At 40.5% G+C, this 17,831-nt stretch carries 20 protein-coding genes, 1 pseudogene and 1 other annotated feature; of the genes and pseudogenes, 8 read left to right on the forward strand and 13 right to left on the reverse strand.

Going from position 1 to position 17,831, the window contains the following annotated elements; all coding sequences use genetic code 11:
• Positions 1-172: 172 nt before the first annotated feature.
• Complete coding sequence (locus IGI77_RS10890) at positions 173-1,192, forward strand: branched-chain amino acid aminotransferase (protein ID WP_438770033.1); 1,020 nt, start codon at positions 173-175, stop codon at positions 1,190-1,192.
• A 148-nt stretch (positions 1,193-1,340) separates the two neighbouring features.
• Positions 1,341-1,514, forward strand: a complete 174-nt coding sequence (locus IGI77_RS10895) for a hypothetical protein (RefSeq protein WP_005231922.1) — start codon at positions 1,341-1,343, stop codon at positions 1,512-1,514.
• A 116-nt stretch (positions 1,515-1,630) separates the two neighbouring features.
• On the opposite strand, the gene rplL is transcribed toward IGI77_RS10895, so the two are convergent.
• The 4 genes from rplL to rplK form a co-directional block, all read right to left on the reverse strand.
• Positions 1,631-2,002, reverse strand: a complete 372-nt coding sequence (gene rplL, locus IGI77_RS10900; RefSeq protein ID WP_438770035.1) for a 50S ribosomal protein L7/L12 — start codon at positions 2,000-2,002, stop codon at positions 1,631-1,633.
• Positions 2,003-2,063: 61 nt separating this feature from the next.
• Positions 2,064-2,564, reverse strand: coding sequence for a 50S ribosomal protein L10 (gene rplJ, locus IGI77_RS10905; RefSeq protein WP_016610861.1), 501 nt, complete (start codon positions 2,562-2,564; stop codon positions 2,064-2,066).
• 65 nt (positions 2,565-2,629) lie between these two features.
• Positions 2,630-2,756 (reverse strand) — a sequence feature (ribosomal protein L10 leader region).
• A gap of 63 nt (positions 2,757-2,819) precedes the next feature.
• Positions 2,820-3,509: a 50S ribosomal protein L1 gene (gene rplA, locus IGI77_RS10910; RefSeq protein WP_005229790.1), complete on the reverse strand. Its 690-nt coding sequence runs from the start codon at positions 3,507-3,509 to the stop codon at positions 2,820-2,822.
• Positions 3,510-3,609: 100 nt separating this feature from the next.
• The gene (gene rplK, locus IGI77_RS10915) at positions 3,610-4,032 is read right to left on the reverse strand and encodes a 50S ribosomal protein L11 (RefSeq protein ID WP_005229787.1); all 423 of its coding nucleotides are present in this window, start codon (positions 4,030-4,032) and stop codon (positions 3,610-3,612) included.
• 318 nt (positions 4,033-4,350) lie between these two features.
• Here rplK and sdaAB point away from each other — a divergent pair, with 318 nt between their 5' ends.
• Entirely contained in the window at positions 4,351-5,016 is a 666-nt protein-coding gene (sdaAB, locus tag IGI77_RS10920) for an L-serine ammonia-lyase, iron-sulfur-dependent subunit beta (protein ID WP_005229781.1), read from the forward strand.
• A gap of 14 nt (positions 5,017-5,030) precedes the next feature.
• Positions 5,031-5,903, forward strand: coding sequence for an L-serine ammonia-lyase, iron-sulfur-dependent, subunit alpha (sdaAA, locus tag IGI77_RS10925; RefSeq protein ID WP_010749448.1), 873 nt, complete (start codon positions 5,031-5,033; stop codon positions 5,901-5,903).
• Between the two features lie 152 nt (positions 5,904-6,055).
• On the opposite strand, the gene IGI77_RS10930 is transcribed toward sdaAA, so the two are convergent.
• The 4 genes from IGI77_RS10930 to rpmG form a co-directional block, all read right to left on the reverse strand.
• Positions 6,056-7,546 carry a DUF1576 domain-containing protein gene (locus tag IGI77_RS10930; protein ID WP_015509956.1) on the reverse strand — a complete coding sequence of 497 codons (1,491 nt, stop codon included), beginning with the start codon at positions 7,544-7,546 and terminating at the stop codon, positions 6,056-6,058.
• A 128-nt stretch (positions 7,547-7,674) separates the two neighbouring features.
• Positions 7,675-8,217: a transcription termination/antitermination protein NusG gene (nusG, locus tag IGI77_RS10935; protein ID WP_005229769.1), complete on the reverse strand. Its 543-nt coding sequence runs from the start codon at positions 8,215-8,217 to the stop codon at positions 7,675-7,677.
• A 118-nt stretch (positions 8,218-8,335) separates the two neighbouring features.
• The gene (secE, locus tag IGI77_RS10940; RefSeq protein WP_005229766.1) at positions 8,336-8,506 is read right to left on the reverse strand and encodes a preprotein translocase subunit SecE; all 171 of its coding nucleotides are present in this window, start codon (positions 8,504-8,506) and stop codon (positions 8,336-8,338) included.
• Positions 8,507-8,518: 12 nt separating this feature from the next.
• Positions 8,519-8,671 (reverse strand): 50S ribosomal protein L33, encoded by a 153-nt coding sequence (gene rpmG / locus IGI77_RS10945; protein ID WP_005229764.1) that lies wholly within the window; start codon positions 8,669-8,671, stop codon positions 8,519-8,521.
• A gap of 155 nt (positions 8,672-8,826) precedes the next feature.
• On the opposite strand from rpmG, the gene cbpA reads away from it, so the two are divergent.
• Positions 8,827-9,465 (forward strand): cyclic di-AMP binding protein CbpA, encoded by a 639-nt coding sequence (gene cbpA, locus IGI77_RS10950; protein WP_005229762.1) that lies wholly within the window; start codon positions 8,827-8,829, stop codon positions 9,463-9,465.
• Positions 9,466-9,550: 85 nt separating this feature from the next.
• Here cbpA and IGI77_RS10955 read toward each other — a convergent pair whose 3' ends face one another.
• A complete protein-coding gene (locus tag IGI77_RS10955; RefSeq protein WP_005229760.1) occupies positions 9,551-10,060 on the reverse strand; it encodes a QueT transporter family protein in 510 nt (169 codons plus the stop codon).
• 505 nt (positions 10,061-10,565) lie between these two features.
• Between IGI77_RS10955 and IGI77_RS10960 the strand changes: the two genes are divergently transcribed.
• Complete coding sequence (locus IGI77_RS10960; RefSeq protein WP_123833657.1) at positions 10,566-11,018, forward strand: hypothetical protein; 453 nt, start codon at positions 10,566-10,568, stop codon at positions 11,016-11,018.
• Positions 11,019-11,192: 174 nt separating this feature from the next.
• Here IGI77_RS10960 and IGI77_RS10965 read toward each other — a convergent pair whose 3' ends face one another.
• Positions 11,193-11,891 (reverse strand): sunset domain-containing protein, encoded by a 699-nt coding sequence (locus tag IGI77_RS10965; protein ID WP_118215482.1) that lies wholly within the window; start codon positions 11,889-11,891, stop codon positions 11,193-11,195.
• 390 nt (positions 11,892-12,281) lie between these two features.
• Here IGI77_RS10965 and IGI77_RS10970 point away from each other — a divergent pair, with 390 nt between their 5' ends.
• Complete coding sequence (locus tag IGI77_RS10970) at positions 12,282-12,809, forward strand: FUSC family protein (protein WP_074535165.1); 528 nt, start codon at positions 12,282-12,284, stop codon at positions 12,807-12,809.
• 60 nt (positions 12,810-12,869) lie between these two features.
• On the opposite strand, the gene bsh is transcribed toward IGI77_RS10970, so the two are convergent.
• The gene (gene bsh / locus IGI77_RS10975) at positions 12,870-13,844 is read right to left on the reverse strand and encodes a choloylglycine hydrolase (RefSeq protein WP_347482471.1); all 975 of its coding nucleotides are present in this window, start codon (positions 13,842-13,844) and stop codon (positions 12,870-12,872) included.
• A gap of 644 nt (positions 13,845-14,488) precedes the next feature.
• Here bsh and IGI77_RS10980 point away from each other — a divergent pair.
• On the forward strand, positions 14,489-15,460 hold the full coding sequence (locus tag IGI77_RS10980) for a diacylglycerol/lipid kinase family protein (protein WP_284591604.1): 972 nt from the start codon (positions 14,489-14,491) through the stop codon (positions 15,458-15,460).
• 53 nt (positions 15,461-15,513) lie between these two features.
• Here IGI77_RS10980 and IGI77_RS10985 read toward each other — a convergent pair.
• Positions 15,514-16,687: pseudogene (locus IGI77_RS10985) on the reverse strand (ABC transporter permease).
• A complete protein-coding gene (locus IGI77_RS10990) occupies positions 16,674-17,819 on the reverse strand; it encodes an ABC transporter permease (protein ID WP_438770040.1) in 1,146 nt (381 codons plus the stop codon). The pseudogene IGI77_RS10985 and the gene IGI77_RS10990 overlap by 14 nt, the downstream one beginning before the upstream one ends.
• Positions 17,820-17,831: the final 12 nt, after the last annotated feature.

Consider the following 17,831-nt stretch of genomic DNA (forward strand, 5'->3'; position numbering starts at 1 on the left):
AAGCACAGAACTTGTAGAAAAACAAACTGGGGAACTCGTACAAGCAAAGAGCACTTCCCTATCCTTTACACGTCAATGTCACCAACTATTCTTACAGAAGAATTTTCAGAAAATAATGACATTTCTTTTCTGAAGTGCTATACTTAGAAAAATTAAAAAAGGGTGTGAACGAATGACAATCGATTGGTCAAATTTAGGGTTTTCTTATATCAAGACGCCATGGCGTTTTTTGGCAACATGGAAAGACGGTTCTTGGAATGAAGGCGAACTTACCGAGGATAATTATCTGCATATCCACGAGGGATCAACCGCTCTTCATTATGGACAACAATGTTTTGAAGGACTAAAAGCCTACCGAAGAAAAGATGGCGGCATCAATTTGTTCCGTCCAGACGAAAATAGCAAACGGATGAATCGCAGTGCCTATCGCCTGCGCATGCCAGAGGTTCCTGAGGACTTTTTCTTAGATGCGGTAAAACAAGTAGTAAAAGCAAATCAGGAATATGTTCCACCTTATGGCAGCGGCGCCACCTTGTATATTCGTCCTCTATTGATTGGGGTCGGAGAAAACATCGGTGTCAGTCCAGCACCAGAGTATATTTTTACGGTTTTTTGTATGCCTGTCGGTCCTTACTTTAAGGGCGGATTGACACCGACCAATTTCATTGTTTCTGATTATGATCGCGCGGCACCAAATGGTACTGGCGCAGCCAAAGTTGGTGGAAATTATGCTGCGAGTTTGTTGCCTGGATACGAAGCCCATCAGCGGAAATTTTCCGACTGCATCTATCTGGATCCAGAAACGCATACCAAAATCGAAGAAGTCGGTTCTGCTAACTTTTTCGGAATCACGGCTGACAATGAATTTGTGACACCAAAATCTCCTTCTATTTTGCCAAGTATCACAAAATATTCATTGCTGCATCTAGCGAAACACTCATTAGGATTGACCCCTGTTGAAGGCGATGTTTATCTCAATGAGCTGGATCGGTTTGTCGAAGCGGGTGCCTGCGGAACAGCTGCTGTTATCTCCCCAATCGGCGGGATCCAAAATGGTGAGGATTTTCATGTGTTCTATAGTGAAACGGAAGTTGGTCCACAAACAAAAGCATTGTATGATCAATTGACCGGCATTCAATTTGGGGATATTGCGGCCCCAACAGGTTGGATCTTTGATGTCCCATTGAAATAGCCACACCCATAGACCATTATAAAACGAACGGTCCACTGTGATCGTTCGTTTTATTCTCTTTCCGCCAACCAATTCCTTTCCATCAGGAGAGAATTGATTGCCACAACTCTTTCGACTTGTTACAATCATAGCAAAGGGAGGCGTAATGATGGGTAAACGACTCGGCTATTCTTTGCTTGCAACAGCATTGTATTTGGTGGTTTCCAATATCGGTAATCTCGTTTTTGGTATCAACCGCAGCTTTAGCTGGACCACAACATTGTGGGAAGCATTTTTCTTTTTTATTTTTGTGTTCCTATTCCAACAATTCCGAAAAAAATAAGCAGTGATCCTCACTAGTAAGAAACGGGGATCGCTGCTTATTCCTTATGCAGGAATTTCATTTACAAAAAAAAGCGCCAAATCCCTTCATACAAAAGGATTTGACACTAAGAAAAATTATTTAACAGTTACTGAAGCGCCAACTTCTTCTAAAGCTGCTTTCAATGCTTCAGCTTCGTCTTTAGAGATGCCTTCTTTAACTGCTGAAGGAGCTCCGTCAACGACTGCTTTCGCTTCTTTCAAGCCTAAGCCAGTTGCTTCACGAACTGCTTTGATAACTTTAACTTTTTGATCGCCAGCTGCAGACAATTCTACAGTGAATTCAGTTTGTTCTTCAGCAGCACCAGCATCGCCAGCTCCACCAGCTACAGCTACAGGAGCTGCAGCAGATACGCCAAATTCTTCTTCGATAGCTTTAATTAAATCGTTTAATTCTAAGATTGTCGCGCCTTTTAGCTCTTCGACAATGTTTTCAATGTTCAATGCCATTTTGTTTTCCTCCATTTAAGTAAGTAGTTTAGTTTTTTAATACTGAAAAATCATGCGGCAATTATGCTGCATCTTCTTCTTTTTCTGCCACTGCTTTGACAGCGTAAGCCACGTTGCGGATAGGTGCTTGTAGCACAGATAGCAACATAGAAAGAAGTCCTTCGCGGTTTGGCAATTTCGCCAATGCAGTAATTTCTTCCAATGAAGAAACTTTGCCTTCGATGATACCGCCTTTGATTTCTAAAGCTTTTGCGTCTTTTGCGAAATCGTTAATGATTTTTGCAGGTGCAACAACGTCTTCGTTACTGAATGCTACGGCAGTAGGACCAGTGAATACTTCACCTAAACCTTCTAGACCAGCTTTTTCAGCAGCACGAGAAAGAATTGAGTTTTTGATAACTTTCATCTCAACGTTTGCATCACGCAATTGTTTACGTAAGCGAGTTACTTCATCAACAGTTAGTCCACGGTAGTCAACAACGACTACAGATGCGGCTGCAGAGAATTTTTCACTCACTTCATCAACGATCGCGGATTTTTTAGCGATAGCTGCTTCACTCATTTATATTTCACCTCCTGATTTTGATGGAAGAGTTTCTTCGAAACGAACGGTTCCTATGTCTTAAAAAAAGACAATAAAAAACTCTATGCCACCGTAGACATAGAGGGACTATTGAAGGTTCTCAATAAACGTCCTCGGTAGGAAATTAAGGCAAATGCCACCTACTGTCTTCGGTACAGTTAAACTTTTAACCTTGACTACCTTACCATAGATAAGGCAGTCAAGTCAATAAAAGTTTTAAATTTTTGTATTAAATTAGAAAGAAGCTTGTTCTACATGGATCCCAGGTCCAAATGTTGTTGTAACTGAGATATTTTTCATGTATTGACCTTTTGCTGCTGAAGGTTTAGCTTTCAACAATGTTTCATGGATTGTTTTGAAGTTTTCGATTAATTTGTCATCTTCAAATGAAACTTTTCCGATTGGTACGTGGATGTTTCCAGCTTTGTCAACACGGTAAGTTACTTTACCAGCTTTAACTTCGTTAACTGCTTTTGTTACGTCCATTGTTACTGTACCAGTTTTAGGGTTAGGCATCAAACCTTTAGGGCCTAACACACGACCTAATTTACCAACAGTAGCCATCATGTCAGGCGTTGCAACAACAACGTCAAAATCGAACCAGCCACCTTGGATTTTTTGAACCATATCGTCGTCACCAACGAAATCAGCACCAGCTGCTTCTGCTTCTTTGGCTTTATCGCCTTTAGCAAAAACTAAAACTGTTTGTGTTTTACCAGTACCGTTTGGTAATACAACCGCGCCACGGATTTGTTGATCCGCTTTTTTAGGGTCTACGTTTAATTTGTAAGCAACTTCAACCGTTGCGTCGAATTTTGCAATATTTGTTTCTTTTGCCAAAGCTACTGCTTCTTCAACTGAATAAGCTTTTGTAGCATCAACTTTTTTCAATGCTTCTTGCATTTTTTTGCTTTTTTTAGCCATTTTGTTTCCTCCTTGATGTGGTTATAACGGTAGAACCTCCCACGTGTCCCATATTTTTCAATATGAAGCCGACTGAGAAGCTACTTCCTTAGGGCTGTAATTATTCTACAGTGATCCCCATGCTTCGTGCAGTTCCTTCAACCATGCGCATTGCTGCTTCAACGTCAGCTGCGTTTAGGTCTTCCATTTTCAATTCAGCGATTTCTTTTACTTGATCGCGTGAAACTTTTGCAACTTTTGTTTTGTTTGGTTCGCCTGAACCTTTTTCAACGTTTGCTGCTTTTTTCAACAATACTGCTGCTGGTGGTGTTTTTGTAACGAAAGTAAATGAACGGTCTTCGTATACAGAGATCACTACTGGAATGATCAAACCTGCTTGATCAGCTGTACGAGCATTGAATTCTTTAGTGAATCCCATGATGTTGATACCCGCTTGACCTAGCGCAGGACCTACCGGCGGAGCTGGTGTTGCTTTACCTGCAGGAATTTGCAATTTAACGATTTTTTCTACTTTTTTTGCCACGAGACATACCTCCTTGAGTCCGTGATGTGGTTAATTGGAGATCCAAATTTCTCCTCCCACTTTGGTGATTCATGTGCACACACAAAAAACGTGTGACGAAAGCACACTGGAATATTATAGCATCTTTAAGGAATAATTCAAGGTTTTTCAGCTGATTTTTTTGGAAAAATACTCACCATCGCTTTTCGTCATTCCTTTGATAAAAAAATAAATAAAAATCCCTTGCTTTTGGTCTGCTTTTTTCATTCTCTCATTTTTTTATGCTACACTACTACTGGAATTCTTCCCTATTCGTTTACTACTATCGAGGTGAAAAAAATGGAACAATTAAAATACCGCAGTGTATTTGATATAATCGGTCCCATCATGGTGGGTCCCAGCAGTTCTCATACAGCCGGTGCGGCTCGGATCGGAAAAATCGTTCGCAGTATTTTTGGTGAACAGCCAGACAGTGTTGATATCCTTTTGTATGAATCGTTTGCCAAAACCTATCGCGGTCATGGAACCGATATTGCGTTAGTTGGCGGTCTTTTAGGCATGGAGCCAGATGATGCTCGCCTAGCAGACTCTTTAAAAATCGCTTATGAGAAAGGGATCGAAGTCCTATTCGTTCCTAAAAAAGAAAAAGCGGAACATCCAAATATGGTCAAGATGATTTTGACAAAAGGTAGCCACAAACTTTCTGTCACTGGTATCTCGATCGGTGGTGGTAATATTCAAATCTCAGAGCTTAACGGCTTCAAAATTTCTCTGACGCTGGGTACGCCAACTTATGTGATCGTTCATCAAGATGTTCCAGGAATGATTGCAAAAGTAACCAATTTACTATCAGAGGCTCAAATCAATATCGGTACGATGACCGTAACAAGAGAAGCTGTCGGTGATAAAGCAATCATGATCATCGAAGTCGATCAGCGCAATGATCAGCTGGCGCAACAAATCAAAGTTTTGCCACACGTTTACAGCGCTGCGTATTTTGATTAAAGGAGAAAAGGCACATGTTCTATACAATAGAAGAATTAGTAACAGAGAGTAAAAATTATCCTTCCGTTGCAGAGATGATGATTGCGATCGAAGCTGAAAATACTGGCCGTAGTCGCGAACAGATCCTTGCAATCATGGAAAAGAATTTAGTTGTTATGGAACAATCAGTCGCTGAAGGTGTCGCTGGTGTAAAATCGGTGACGGGATTGACCGGCGGCGATGCGACACGCATGAACGACTACCTTGCTGCCGGTGATTTTTTAAGCGGAGAAACCATTCTACAAGCGGTCCAAAATGCCATTGCAGTCAACGAAGTCAATGCGAAAATGGGCTTGATCTGTGCAACACCGACCGCCGGTAGTGCGGGTGTTGTTTCTGGTGTCTTGATGGCCGTACGTGAACGTTTGGCACTGACTCGAGCGCAACAAGTCGACTTTTTGTTTACAGCCGGCGCCTTTGGTCTAGTGATTGCCAACAATGCCTCGATTTCTGGAGCCGAAGGCGGTTGTCAAGCGGAGATCGGTTCTGCTAGCGCAATGGCAGCGGCAGCTTTGGTTTGTGCAAAAGGTGGCACCCCTCACCAAGCGGCTCAAGCGGTGGCGATCACCCTCAAAAATATGATGGGCTTGATTTGTGACCCTGTCGCGGGCTTAGTCGAAGTCCCATGCGTGAAGCGTAATGCCCTGGGATCTTCCCAAGCCTTTATCTCTGCCGACATGGCACTGGCAGGAATCGAAAGTGTTATCCCACCTGATGAAGTGGTCTTAGCGATGTATCAAGTCGGTCGCCAAATGCCTAGCATTTTCAAGGAAACGGCTGAAGGCGGTCTAGCCATGACACCGACTGCCCAACGCTTGCAGGCAGAAATCTTAGAAGCCAATCGTTGATTTTTTTAGAAACGAACACGAATAAAAACCAACCAAGAACAACCAATCGTTGCTTGTTCTTGGTTGGTTTTCATTTTCCCATGATTTTCAGCGACGAAAAGACAAGTAATCCACACTTGTTAAACAAGTAACAAACGACATTGGCGGTTTTTCTACTCCCACTCGCCTAACCTATAGTGTTTCTTTTGGGCAACGGGTTTTAATACCTTCACAGGCTCGGAAAATTTAGGTTTCCCTTCTGTTTGATCCAACGTGACCAATGGCTGCTCGCTTTCTTGTGCTTTCAAGTCCATTTGTGGTTTTTCTTCCTGGGTAGCTTGTGCCTGATCGGCTGATTTTTGCCAGAGCTGTTTGCTGAGATCCAATAAGGGAATGATCATCATGGCAACGAGCCCGCCAGAAAAACCATTGTTATACAGATTCAAACCTCCATGTAAGAAATCAATATTCAGTACCATTGAGGCGTGGACAAAACCGACCACCAAGCCGCCTTTCCAGCCATAGGCATTCGTTACTGCACAGAGCATCATCGCAAAAATCGCTGACGTGACTGTAACTGTCTCGTTGATGGTGTATACGCTCAATAGATTGGCGATCGTCACCCCTGCCAATAAAGGCAGCGAGTTAAACACATGAGAGCCACAAGCAGAAAAGCCGATGACGCAAAAGATCGCACCGATAACTGGTCCATTTAAAACCGCACCAATACTGACAACGTAAGCCACTAACAAGAATGTCATTAACCCCATATTGATCATCGTATTATAAACGCCAGTATCCCTTAAAATATCTCGCTCGATTTTGCCACTATGCGACCAAATCGCTCGCATATTCAATCGTTTTTTCTTAATCGCCATCAACAAGCCATAGCCGACGAATACCCCTCCTAAAACCAGCATCATAAAAATCAATCGAGGTTGCTGCTCTTGAGATACTAATGTTCTTAGCTCGATCGTCAAGCCAAACATTCGGCAGATGGCAGCGACCAGTGTACATAGCATCCCTGAAGTAAATCCCGCACTGTATAGACTGACGCTTTGAAACAGCGCTTGAAAGTATAAGGCCATAGGAACCATCAAAAAACCGGTGAAGATCCCAATGCCATACCCCATCACTAGACTAAAGTATGGTGGCAAGGAATCATTGAAAGCAAAATAGCTGACGATTGGGGAAACCGACGACCCATAGAGGGCGATCAACAGAAATTTTTTCAATGGTTCGTTCATAAAATACGAATACAGGCGAACGCCTAAAAATATTGGGATAAAATTCAGGAGATTTTTCCCGAAAAAGCCATAGCCAGTCACCATGAAGATCGCAGAGACTGCACCGCCCGTGATCGGTACCCGATAGTGATAGCAAATCGAGATCGCTACAAAGGTCATCAGACTGCTATTTAACAAAGCCGTCCCTACCGAGGTCATGGCAATATAATCGGTGACTAAATGACTTTCCGAAAACAAAATCAACTTGAGCTCTTCGATTGCCACCATTGGATCAAAAAACAACATAGCAAAGAAAAATAGCAGCAAATTGAAAAGAAATAACAAGCTATATCCATTATGTACAGAGATCATCCCTTTACCATGGGGATGAAAATCATTGTGAAACTTTACTCTAAAAAAAGTGACTAGTTTTGACATAGGACCCCTTCCTCTTATAAAGCGCTTACTGATTTTGAGAAAAAAAGTGGGCCAACGAATTGGTCCACTTTATTCTCATTACTGTTATTTTACCGTAAAAGAGTCATTCTTGCTAGTGAATCCAGTAGTTAAATCTTATCTACTTGCTCAAAATCAAGTTCTGTACTCGTTTCACGACCGAACATATCGATGTTCACTTTTAGTTTTTGTTTTTCTTCATCGATTTCTGCTACTTGTCCTTCTAGACCAGAAAACGCACCTTCGATGATTTTGACGGTTTCGCCAATTTCTACTTCCAGTTCAACTGTCCGAGTGCTCATACCGATCGAACGTAAAATTGAATTGATTTCTTCTTGTAATAAAGGCGCTGGCTTGCTTCCTGCACCATGGGAACCAACGAAACCTGTTACCCCAGGAGTATTACGTACAACGTACCAAGATTCATCCGTCATGACCATTTCAACTAATACATAGCCAGGAAATGTTTTATGAACGATTTCTTTGGTTTTGCCGTTTTTTTCTTCTGTTTCTACTTCTTCGGGAACGACGACACGGAAAATATAATCACCCATACCCATGCTTTGTGCACGTGACTCTAGGTTCGCTTTTACTTTGTTTTCATAGCCAGAATACGTATGCAGTACATACCAATTTTTTTCAAAAGATTCCATTTTTTTCGGACTCCCCATCTTTTTGTAAAATAAAAAAACCTCAGCTGCACCGAAGTTTTTCCTCAAAGCGATTATAGCATGATTTGCGATAAATGACTAGCGCTATCAGTAAGAAGTCTTACTTTAGGATCCAATTGAAGACTGTTTGAATCAGTGTGTCCATCACAAAGAACATCAATGCAAAAATAATGGTTGTTTGAATCACCACAAAGGTATCTTTACGTAATTGCTTTTTCGATGGCCAAGAAACGTTTTTCATTTCTTCAACAACATTTTTCAAAAATTTCATTTGATTCCCTCCTTACTTCGTTTCACGATGCAACGTATATTGATTACAATACTTGCAAAATTTGTTGATTTCAAGGCGTTCGCCTTTTTTACCTTCACTGACTGATTTTGAATAGTTGCGGGATCCGCAGACAGAACAAGCCAAAGCAGCTTTTTTTGTTGCCATCTTAGTGTCCTCCCCCTTTTTATAAAGTTTTCCAACACTAAAAATACCATTTATTTAAGAATGTGTCAATTTTTGATTTTCTGTCGTAAAAATATAGTTTCTTCTAATTTTGTGGTATGATAATGGTGTTAAATGGGTATTTGGGAGGGAAAATTATGTTATTAAAAACAATGGTTTACAAAAAACGCGATTTAACAACGGTAAAAGAAACAGCTACTTTAGAAGAAGCGCTGGCAATTTTGGAAGAATCTGGTTATCGTTGTGTGCCTATCCTAGATGAATCAGGCAAGATTTTCAGAGGAAATATTTATAAAATGCACATTTATCGCCACAAAGCAAACGGCGGCGACATGACTTTGCCAGTCACTTATCTACTAAAAAATGCGACCAAATTTATTTATGTCAATTCTTCTTTCTTTAACGTTTTCTTCACAATCAAAGAATTGCCTTATATTGCTGTATTAGATGAAAACAATCAATTTTATGGCATCTTGACACACAGTTCTTTGTTGAACATGTTGTCACAGTCATGGAGTGTTGAGCAAGGAAGCTATGTGTTGACGATCGCATCAACTGGTCAACAAGGCGACTTAGCAGTCATCGCAAAAATAATCGCAAAATACAGCAGTATTGCCAGCTGTATCACACTGGATATCGGTAAAGATGAATTTATCCGTCGTACGATGATCACTTTACCAGCGAACACATCAAAAGAATTATGCGACAAGATCGTTTCTCAACTGGAAGCAAAAAATTTCAAAGTTGTGGAGATCGAAGACCTAAAAGCAGAATAAAATAAAAGATCATTCCTAAAAAAGAAAGGAATGATCTTTTTTCTTGTTTTTTGAGAACCATCAAAGCAAAAAACAAGATTTTTTTTTAAACGCGTTTATCGAAACGAACGGCACGATTGATGATATACATCACAGGTGCAGTGATCGTCATCACGATAAATTCACTCAATGCCGTTGTTGCAAAGGTTGGCCAGAAAGGTAATGCTAAGGTGATGTTTAGCATAATCGCAATCAGGAACATGCTTAATGAAAAAACAATTGTATTAAATGCGAGTCTTAAGAAAACATTTGGAATCTTCTTATGTACCAAGGCAGTTGCTCCTAAGGCTAAAAAGCTTCCGAAACCGCCGAATACGACATCCAAGATCCCCATTCCAAAGAACAAGTTATACACAACGACCCCACCGACGACACCCCACATCAATTTTCTGTTGAAAACGACTAAGTGATTCAACCCTTCAGATATTCTGAATTGAATCGCTCCTGAGGCGACTGGTGCGACCAGAACCGTTACAGCAACATAAAGTGCCATAATAATCCCATTGGCTGCGACGACACGCAAACGTTGATTGGTTAGATTTGTTGATTTTTCCATTTGATCCCTACTTTCTCCGAGTTTTGATTACGCGGGATGGTTGATGAACCGCGGTGCGCTTCGCACAAGTACTTATTATACACATTAATAGCCATATATCAATGTTAAACCAGCCAAATCCTTTTCTAAATCACCTTAAAAGCTTTTTCTAAGTCAAGTTTCTCACCGATTGCCATTCATTCAGTGCTTCTTTATTCTACTTAAACAAGCTAGTCACGGCTCATGGGGTAGCTTTTCTTTTTGGCTTCCAATAAAAGCATACTTTTGGAAAGCAAACTCAATGAGAAATACTCTTGCAAAGCCTACGCTTACTAATAAAAAAGTACCGCTAGTCATGCTGATCTTTCGGATAGCAAAACTAAAAAAAGAAGGGAGAGAAGCACTTGTAATCGATGTCGCAAATCACGTGATGGATAATCATATTTTTTTACTTTAACGAGGCACGCAATAAATATGTTACAATATACTCATATAAACAAAAATAAAAGGAAGAAAAGGTGTAATAATGAAAAAAATAGCGATAAACTTAATAACTCTCCTTCTGATGGTCATAGCTGTTGGTTGTGGAAATGGTAATGGTAATGAAAATATCACAAAAGAAGACTTACAAAAAAATGACTGGCTTATTGAGATAGATGATGATGATGGTGAGTATGCAGTGATGACAGCCACATTTAGTGAAACGAATCTTACTATTGGTACCGATAATAGCTCGCTACAATCAGAAGAAGATGATGAACTGGAAGAGCTTGGAGTAGCTTTTGATGGGGTAGTCTGGGAAGAATTCGAGTATACCTACAACTATACCCTTGAAGACAATCAGCTAGTGATGCAAGATCCAGAATATGAAACTGAGATGTCCTACTTCTTCCTTGAAAGAGATGGTAAAAATATTATTTTTACATTTATTGAAGGAATGAACGATGAAGATGGTAGCTTTGTGCTGACACCTCGCTAAAAAAAGGATCAGCCTATAAAGCGGGCAGCCAGTAAACTTACTTTGTGAATCCTCATATCTAGCAAAAAATACTATGGAATAAAAAACTCCTTTCCCGCTGAGGGGAAGGAATTGTTTATAGTGATCGAACCAGTTTCAAGTGCCCGATTGTGTACACATTGACTGAGTCTTTCTCTATTTAGCAGGTCGAAAGCCCGCTTTGTAAGCTTCCACCTCTGTCTTGAACATACGAATCGGACTGGTCGTTTTCTTATAGTATTGACTGCCCGGTAGGTGATAAATCTTTTGTTTTGACCCTTTGATCAACCCTTTGCCCCGTTTATCTACATATTTTTTCAGTCCATCTCGAAAGCCATTATTCGTCGTTCCAGGTGCTTTCCCACCTTTTTTTACCAGCTTGATCTGAATTGCTTCCAATTGAAAGCCAAAGCCAGAAGTTCCTGAGGACTGCCCGTTTTTTGCCCAGCCCATCCAGCCAAATTGTTGTGCATTGACTCGATAATAGACATCATAATACTTAGCGATCTCACCGGTAAGTTTGATTTGGATCGCTTCCAAACGTTGCCCCTTACCGCTTGTACCAGATAGCGCACCATTTTTTCTAAAAGATTTTTCCCATCCTTGTTTCTGAATGGATGTTTTATATTCAATACTTCCTTTATATTTTTCGTTTGTAATTTTTATTTTGATTGCTTCAAGTCGCTTCCCTTTTCCTGTAGTCCCTGACGTCTGAGCGTTTGTTTTCCATGATTGCCACCCTTGAGACTGGACATTCGTTTGATAGCTCACGCTCGGTGAAGAAGCAGCGAAAACTGTCACTGGAAAAACAACAAAACCAAGTAAGAAAACAAGTAATACAGAAACTTTTTTCATTTTATCCCCTCCTTATTTTTGATTATCTCAATATAATATCTAAAAAACAAACTTTTTATAAACAGTAAGTAGTTTTTTATCAAAACAACTTATATAAATGATAACAGGACTGAAAAATCAAAAGAAGGATCACTCATGGAAATGGAAAGGAGCTTTAAATGAGGAATGCGAAAATCAATTCATTTTAAGTTAGGTTTACTTATTGTATTCCTTTCAATACTCAAAGTTGAAAAGTGCATAGGATAAAACTAGCTTTTCGACTACTGGTAGAATTTACCTCTCATCGCACGATGAAAGAATCGTTGTTCATTTTTCTGAAAATCTAAAATATGAGTGCTTGCGATATGGTATAATCTATTTCGTTGAAATTGTTTTGAGAGGATGGCATGATTGAAATTATTTGGATTGACCTTTGGCTTAAGAAATGTAAAAACTGGCATTAGTGTATTTCTGTGTATTTTGATTAGTTTTCTTTTGAATCGTGAAACGTATGTTGTATCGACGATCACAGCTGTTTTCACACTACGAGAAGACCATGAAAACACCGTCAAATACGGGAAACATCGGATTGCTGGCAACAGCTTTGGCGCAATCGCTTCCGTGTTTTGTATTGCGATATTTAACTTTTTCGGACATTCGTCCGTTATACAAATCATTGCGATCCCTTTAGTGATCATGTTGATGATCGCTTTATTGGTCAAATTTGATTACTCCGAGGGAACAGTTGGTGCTTGTGCCACACTATTGACGATTTTATTTATGATTCCTCAAACTGAATCATACTTGTATGCCTTTAATCGGATTATTGACAGCTTCATAGGCATGACGATCGCCATACTGGTGAATCGCTTTTTCCCATTCCCAAATAAACGCACTGCACAAACGAAGGCAACACCGAGTCAGAGCGATTCAGTTTGAAACTAAGCAGAAAAAGAACCCCATCTCAAAACGTCATTGAGATGGGGTTTTAAAAATGGATCAGTTACTGAAAAATACTTGTTGGTCTTCAACTAATGGATAAGAGATCGGTTCATTCCCTTCCAAATCTTCTTTATTCATATCGACTGCAACGATTTGACTATTTTCATACGTACGATAGTAATAGATCCCTTTGTCTGTATTGCAGCAAGAAGTATAAATCGTGTATTCATAGTTTTCATTTCCAATATCACATAGTCCTTTTTGCTGTTCGACCGAACCTAGAATATGGAAAAACTGACTAATGCTTTCGGATTCAGATTCTCCAGAAACGGAATTCAATCGGGTAAATGCCGCTTTGACAAAACGAGACATCGAAGAAAGATCTCCTGGCAGACCTAAGCCCCCCATTCCACGACTGTACTCATCAAAATCCAGCTTGTCAGAAAAATGCGTTTCTGGTGTTTTCGCTGATAACACACGGTAGTTATTCAAATTGAATAACTGGTAGTCAAATGGCGGATTATTCGTTAAGACCCCTACCGGATTTTCATGAATATGAAGACCATCACTCATACTCTCAACAACGATGGCGCTCTTTTTATCAGCAATCATCCAATGCAATGGCGATAATGGTAGTTCTTCACTAAAATTGATCTTTACCAGATTAACCTTCGCCAACAGGGCTTTTGCCTCTTCCACGGTAGCGCATTGTCCTAGTAACCATGGGATGAATTCAAAAGGCGTGACATTTTCTTTCCCCTCTTGAAACTCATTGTATACAGCATTTTCTGGAAAATTCAAACCAGCGATACCTAAGCCTTTTTCGTTGACCGCATCATAATAGAGTGGGTATTCAGCGACTCCAGCAGCAATTCCGATCATCGCATAATGGTGATCTATTTCACTTACTTTGCGAAATTTCAATTGGTAATTTCTCGGAGTAATGGTCACCACTTCTTTATAAGAAACATCGTAATCAAAATTTCTGCCAAAATAATGATCCTTCGTTACATACGTTAGCGCAGTACACATCCTAATTCCTCCTAAAATAAGTTTTTACACCTTTAATTTACTCCTATCGCATTTTTTTAACAAGTGAAACGGAAGCAGTATTAATAAAAAGATAATTAGACACTCTATAATTATTTTAATATGAACTAAAATTCAAATAAATTTTCAACCTAAATGCCTGCCTTCTCACAGTTTGCACACTTCGGGAACACTTGGACGACAGCTTCCGAATTTGGTGCGAAAAGAGGAAGTTGCTATTTTCTTTACCTTTCATTTAGAAAGTTTAAAATTCTTTAAAAAGCACAAAGTAAACATTGTAAGCGATTGCTAAAATAGGAAAACCTGCTATACTGTAAGTGTAAGGAGCAAGGATTCCCAGTAAAGCAGACGAAGCAGGTTCTGCAAGAAAAGAATTGTTGTCAACTTAGAATAAAAGACAAAGGATGTGGGAATTTGAGTTACTCCTTACTAATTGAATAGGATTCGGCGATGGGCATCGTTACCTGAGGATCAAAGTGGACATAAGAACCTTTGAGAACCTAGAAAGCACAATCGTCGAATCTATTTTTTTGCTCTTTTTTTCAGGCATCGTCCCCCCTCCTTCTGTCGAAACATGCTATAATTAATCGCATTGAACGAAAAAACGATATGGAGCTATTCATAAAATGAACTATTATTATCACTTCCTCGTGAACCCTGCCTCAGGCAGTGGACGAGGAAAAAAAGCGGTGGAACGTGTGCAAAAAATCGTAAAAAAACATCGTTTCCCCCATCAAGTCTATGTAACAAAGTCTCCAGGTGATGAACGAACGATCACACGAAAACTCTTAAAAGAACGCCTCATTCCTTGGGATGAGGTCTATTTAGAAAACGGCGAGATGCTTTATCCATTATTGGTGGTTATCGGCGGTGATGGAACGTTGCACCAAGTAGTATCAGAGTTACAACTTGAACAACAACAAATCCCCGTTGCCTATATCCCTGCTGGTTCAGGAAATGATTTTGCTCGGAGTATTGAGTTGCCGCGGGAACCAGAAAAAGCATTTTGGAAAATTGCTGGTACTACTAAACCTCAAGAATTGACCATTATCCGTTATGAGGAGCAGATCCAAGAAGAAAATGGCATTGCTCTTAACAATGTCGGAATTGGTCTTGATGCGGCAATCGTCTATACCACCAATCACTCTATGGCAAAAAGCAATCTAAATAAGTTTAATCTTGGCTCCTTTTCCTATATCGCTGCGATTATTCGGGTTTTGTTTCGCCAAAAAGGCTTCCCGATCTTAGTTGAGTGCAATGGGCAGCAGTTCAGTTACAAAAAAGCTTTTTTATGTACCACGACCAATCATCCTTACTTTGGCGGCGGTGTGGCGATTGCCCCAACTGCTTCAGTCAAAGAGAAAAAGTTTGATTTCGTTCTTGTCGAACGTGTGTCGCTTTTTAAGATTTTTTGGCTGATCGGCTTACTGATGCGAAAGAAACACATGAATTCACGTTACTTTCACCATCTTTCCACTTCGAAGCTGAGAATCATCTCCACCGTTCCTCAACATGGACAAGAAGATGGCGAGGAAATGGGGCAACGCCCCTTTGATATTACCTTTACCACGGCTTCACAATTATTCTGGTGCCCATAAAAAAACGATACAAATCGCTGCTGATTTGTATCGTTTTTCTATACGTTCGATCATTAATTTTTCGCCGAGTGGTATTGCCAACGACGGCTTCCTTCTCTTCCCAAAATAAATTGGAGCATCGAAAATACGGCAGCAAAAGCAACTAGTACGAAGCCATTGAACCAAAAAGATTCTGTGAACGCTTGATTATAAGTGAGGGTTTCACTGATCAATGTATTGTTTTGTACAAACCAATAGGTTGGCGTAAACGCTGCAATTTTATTGACGATATCTGGCAGGAAATTCGCGGATACAAAGACACCACCGACAAAACAACTTCCTGTTATGAAGATATTGCTGATCCCACCGATTGCTTCTGAGTTTTTCACCAGGGAAGTGACACAAGCTGAAAAGCTGATAACTGGCAATAAAAACAAGAACGTATTTAAAATGTGGTACCAGGCTGCTGTATCCCAAGACGTGCGAATCACTAATAACACCATCAGTAGTAGAAAGCCGAAGGTCAAGAGTAGCGAGTAGCTGATCAAACTTAGAAGGATTTTCCGCTGCAATACACGCTTCGGAAGTGGTGCACTCTGGTTTCGCTTGCTGATTTCTTTGCGATTGAATGCCAAGTTGATCACACCAAACCCGCTAAATACCGAGAGAAAGAGCCCATAAGACAATAAGTTAAAGGTCATGCCAGTCAACAGTTTTTTTCATTCGCTGCCCATACTCTGCACTCAGCTTCACATCCCCTGTGACCGCCAATGCAGATTGCGCTTGTTCTATTGCCGCTGCGACGGTTTTGCCTTCCTCCTGAAACAAAAGGGCTGTTTGTAAAAAAGTGTTCACTTGCTGAGTGACGACTGTTTTAGAAAAGGCATCGGGTCGACTTTGAATCTCGATCGTCGGCATCTTGCCTGCCTCAACTTGATGAGTGAAATCTGCTGGCACATGCAAGACGATGTTTACACGATTAAAATAAAGCGCATCATCAATTTCTTTTTGCGAGGTGCCATCCAACGTGACCAAGGTTTGCTTTTCTTTTAAATAGGTTCGGAGACCATCCACGACAGGCGACTCCTCCTCACTGATCAAAGCAATTTTTGCCTCTTGCAAAGAGGTGTTTTCGACATCGATGCTTTGTGCATAAAAGAATGTGACAACAACAGTGATCAATACCCCAATCAGTAAGTTCGACTTATTTGCTTTAAGCAAAGTCCAAATCGTTTTATAAAGCGTCATAGCGCACCCCTCTTTCGATCCAAGCATTCCCGATGGCAAATAGGACGATAAAGCCAGTCAGCCATAGAAGATTGGTATAAAAGCTAGTCAAATCTGTATAGTAGTACAATTGATACAGGCTTTCACTGATCAAATTGACGAGATTCACTTGCCCCAACAGTGGCACATGCAGATCAAGCCAATACTTGATTTGTTCCGAGCCCATCATCCCGGCAAAAAAGCTCATTGCCATCGTCACGGAAATCAAAATTCCGTCCTTTTGCACCAAATTCATTTTTGGTGTCAGATTCCCAATCAATGTCCCTAGCAAAATCGCACACAATGATCCTAATGCGGCAACCAGCAGTAACCATTGCCAACGATCGCCAAAGTCCACTTGATAGACAAAACGAAACACCGCTAAAATAATGTAGACTTCTACTAACACAATCGTAAAACTCGCCGCTAAATTCGCACTTGAAACCAATGTCCGTTTCCTTGGTATCAAGGAAAGCCGAATACCATTCGCGGATTGATTGGCTTGCTGATCCTGGACATTGCGGACACCCCACATCGTCCCGTAGAGGATCGCCATCCCGATCAACGTAAAGAAATAGAAACTTTTGAAACTCATGTCACGATCAGCACTCACTTCTTGAAAAGTCGCTTCCTGCTCAAAAGCCGATAGAATTGGTGCCAGATCAAGGCTCTCAAGTTCTGCCGCTTTACTAGCAATGATTGCTGTGCGTTGTAAGAATTGATCCATTACATTTTTCATCAACGACTGGCTCATGCCCGCTTGGCCCACATGCAGAGAAATGGTTTCATCATCAATCAGATAATACCCAGCTAAATCACCGGCAGTCAGCTTCTCAGCTGCCTCTGCCTCTTGTAATTCCTCGAGTTCAAATAATGGTTTTTCATTGATTTTTACTTGTTCAAGGACGGTGGAAAAATTTTCCGAAAGCGCTGTTTGATCTCCAGTCTTTACGATCCCCGTTGTGATCGTTTCTAGATTGCCCGCTTGATCGATCTCCCCGAAGGCAGCCATAAACATTAGACCTAAGAGGATAGGAAACGCCAACGTCCAAAACAGCATGGATTTATTTCGCAGCAATACTTTTGTGCGGTATTTATAAAAATGCCAAAACATTGTGATTCCCTC

Origin of the sequence: Enterococcus sp. DIV0213h, assembly GCF_051711285.1 — a bacterium.
Lineage (GTDB): Bacteria > Bacillota > Bacilli > Lactobacillales > Enterococcaceae > Enterococcus_D > Enterococcus_D casseliflavus.

Excerpts from the sequence above, each read along its gene's own strand:
- IGI77_RS10895 (WP_005231922.1), top strand. The coding sequence starts at position 1,341 with ATGGGTAAACGACTCGGCTATTCTTTGCTTGCAACAGCATTGTATTTG.
- rplJ (WP_016610861.1), bottom strand. The coding sequence starts at position 2,564 with ATGAGTGAAGCAGCTATCGCTAAAAAATCCGCGATCGTTGATGAAGTG.
- sdaAB (WP_005229781.1), top strand. The coding sequence starts at position 4,351 with ATGGAACAATTAAAATACCGCAGTGTATTTGATATAATCGGTCCCATC.
- IGI77_RS10930 (WP_015509956.1), bottom strand. The coding sequence starts at position 7,546 with ATGTCAAAACTAGTCACTTTTTTTAGAGTAAAGTTTCACAATGATTTT.
- IGI77_RS10890 (WP_438770033.1), top strand. The coding sequence starts at position 173 with ATGACAATCGATTGGTCAAATTTAGGGTTTTCTTATATCAAGACGCCA.
- bsh (WP_347482471.1), bottom strand. The coding sequence starts at position 13,844 with ATGTGTACTGCGCTAACGTATGTAACGAAGGATCATTATTTTGGCAGA.
- rplA (WP_005229790.1), bottom strand. The coding sequence starts at position 3,509 with ATGGCTAAAAAAAGCAAAAAAATGCAAGAAGCATTGAAAAAAGTTGAT.
- IGI77_RS10965 (WP_118215482.1), bottom strand. The coding sequence starts at position 11,891 with ATGAAAAAAGTTTCTGTATTACTTGTTTTCTTACTTGGTTTTGTTGTT.
- rplL (WP_438770035.1), bottom strand. The coding sequence starts at position 2,002 with ATGGCATTGAACATTGAAAACATTGTCGAAGAGCTAAAAGGCGCGACA.
- IGI77_RS10955 (WP_005229760.1), bottom strand. The coding sequence starts at position 10,060 with ATGGAAAAATCAACAAATCTAACCAATCAACGTTTGCGTGTCGTCGCA.
- sdaAA (WP_010749448.1), top strand. The coding sequence starts at position 5,031 with ATGTTCTATACAATAGAAGAATTAGTAACAGAGAGTAAAAATTATCCT.
- cbpA (WP_005229762.1), top strand. The coding sequence starts at position 8,827 with ATGTTATTAAAAACAATGGTTTACAAAAAACGCGATTTAACAACGGTA.
- nusG (WP_005229769.1), bottom strand. The coding sequence starts at position 8,217 with ATGGAATCTTTTGAAAAAAATTGGTATGTACTGCATACGTATTCTGGC.
- secE (WP_005229766.1), bottom strand. The coding sequence starts at position 8,506 with ATGAAATTTTTGAAAAATGTTGTTGAAGAAATGAAAAACGTTTCTTGG.
- rpmG (WP_005229764.1), bottom strand. The coding sequence starts at position 8,671 with ATGGCAACAAAAAAAGCTGCTTTGGCTTGTTCTGTCTGCGGATCCCGC.
- IGI77_RS10980 (WP_284591604.1), top strand. The coding sequence starts at position 14,489 with ATGAACTATTATTATCACTTCCTCGTGAACCCTGCCTCAGGCAGTGGA.
- IGI77_RS10990 (WP_438770040.1), bottom strand. The coding sequence starts at position 17,819 with ATGTTTTGGCATTTTTATAAATACCGCACAAAAGTATTGCTGCGAAAT.
- IGI77_RS10960 (WP_123833657.1), top strand. The coding sequence starts at position 10,566 with ATGAAAAAAATAGCGATAAACTTAATAACTCTCCTTCTGATGGTCATA.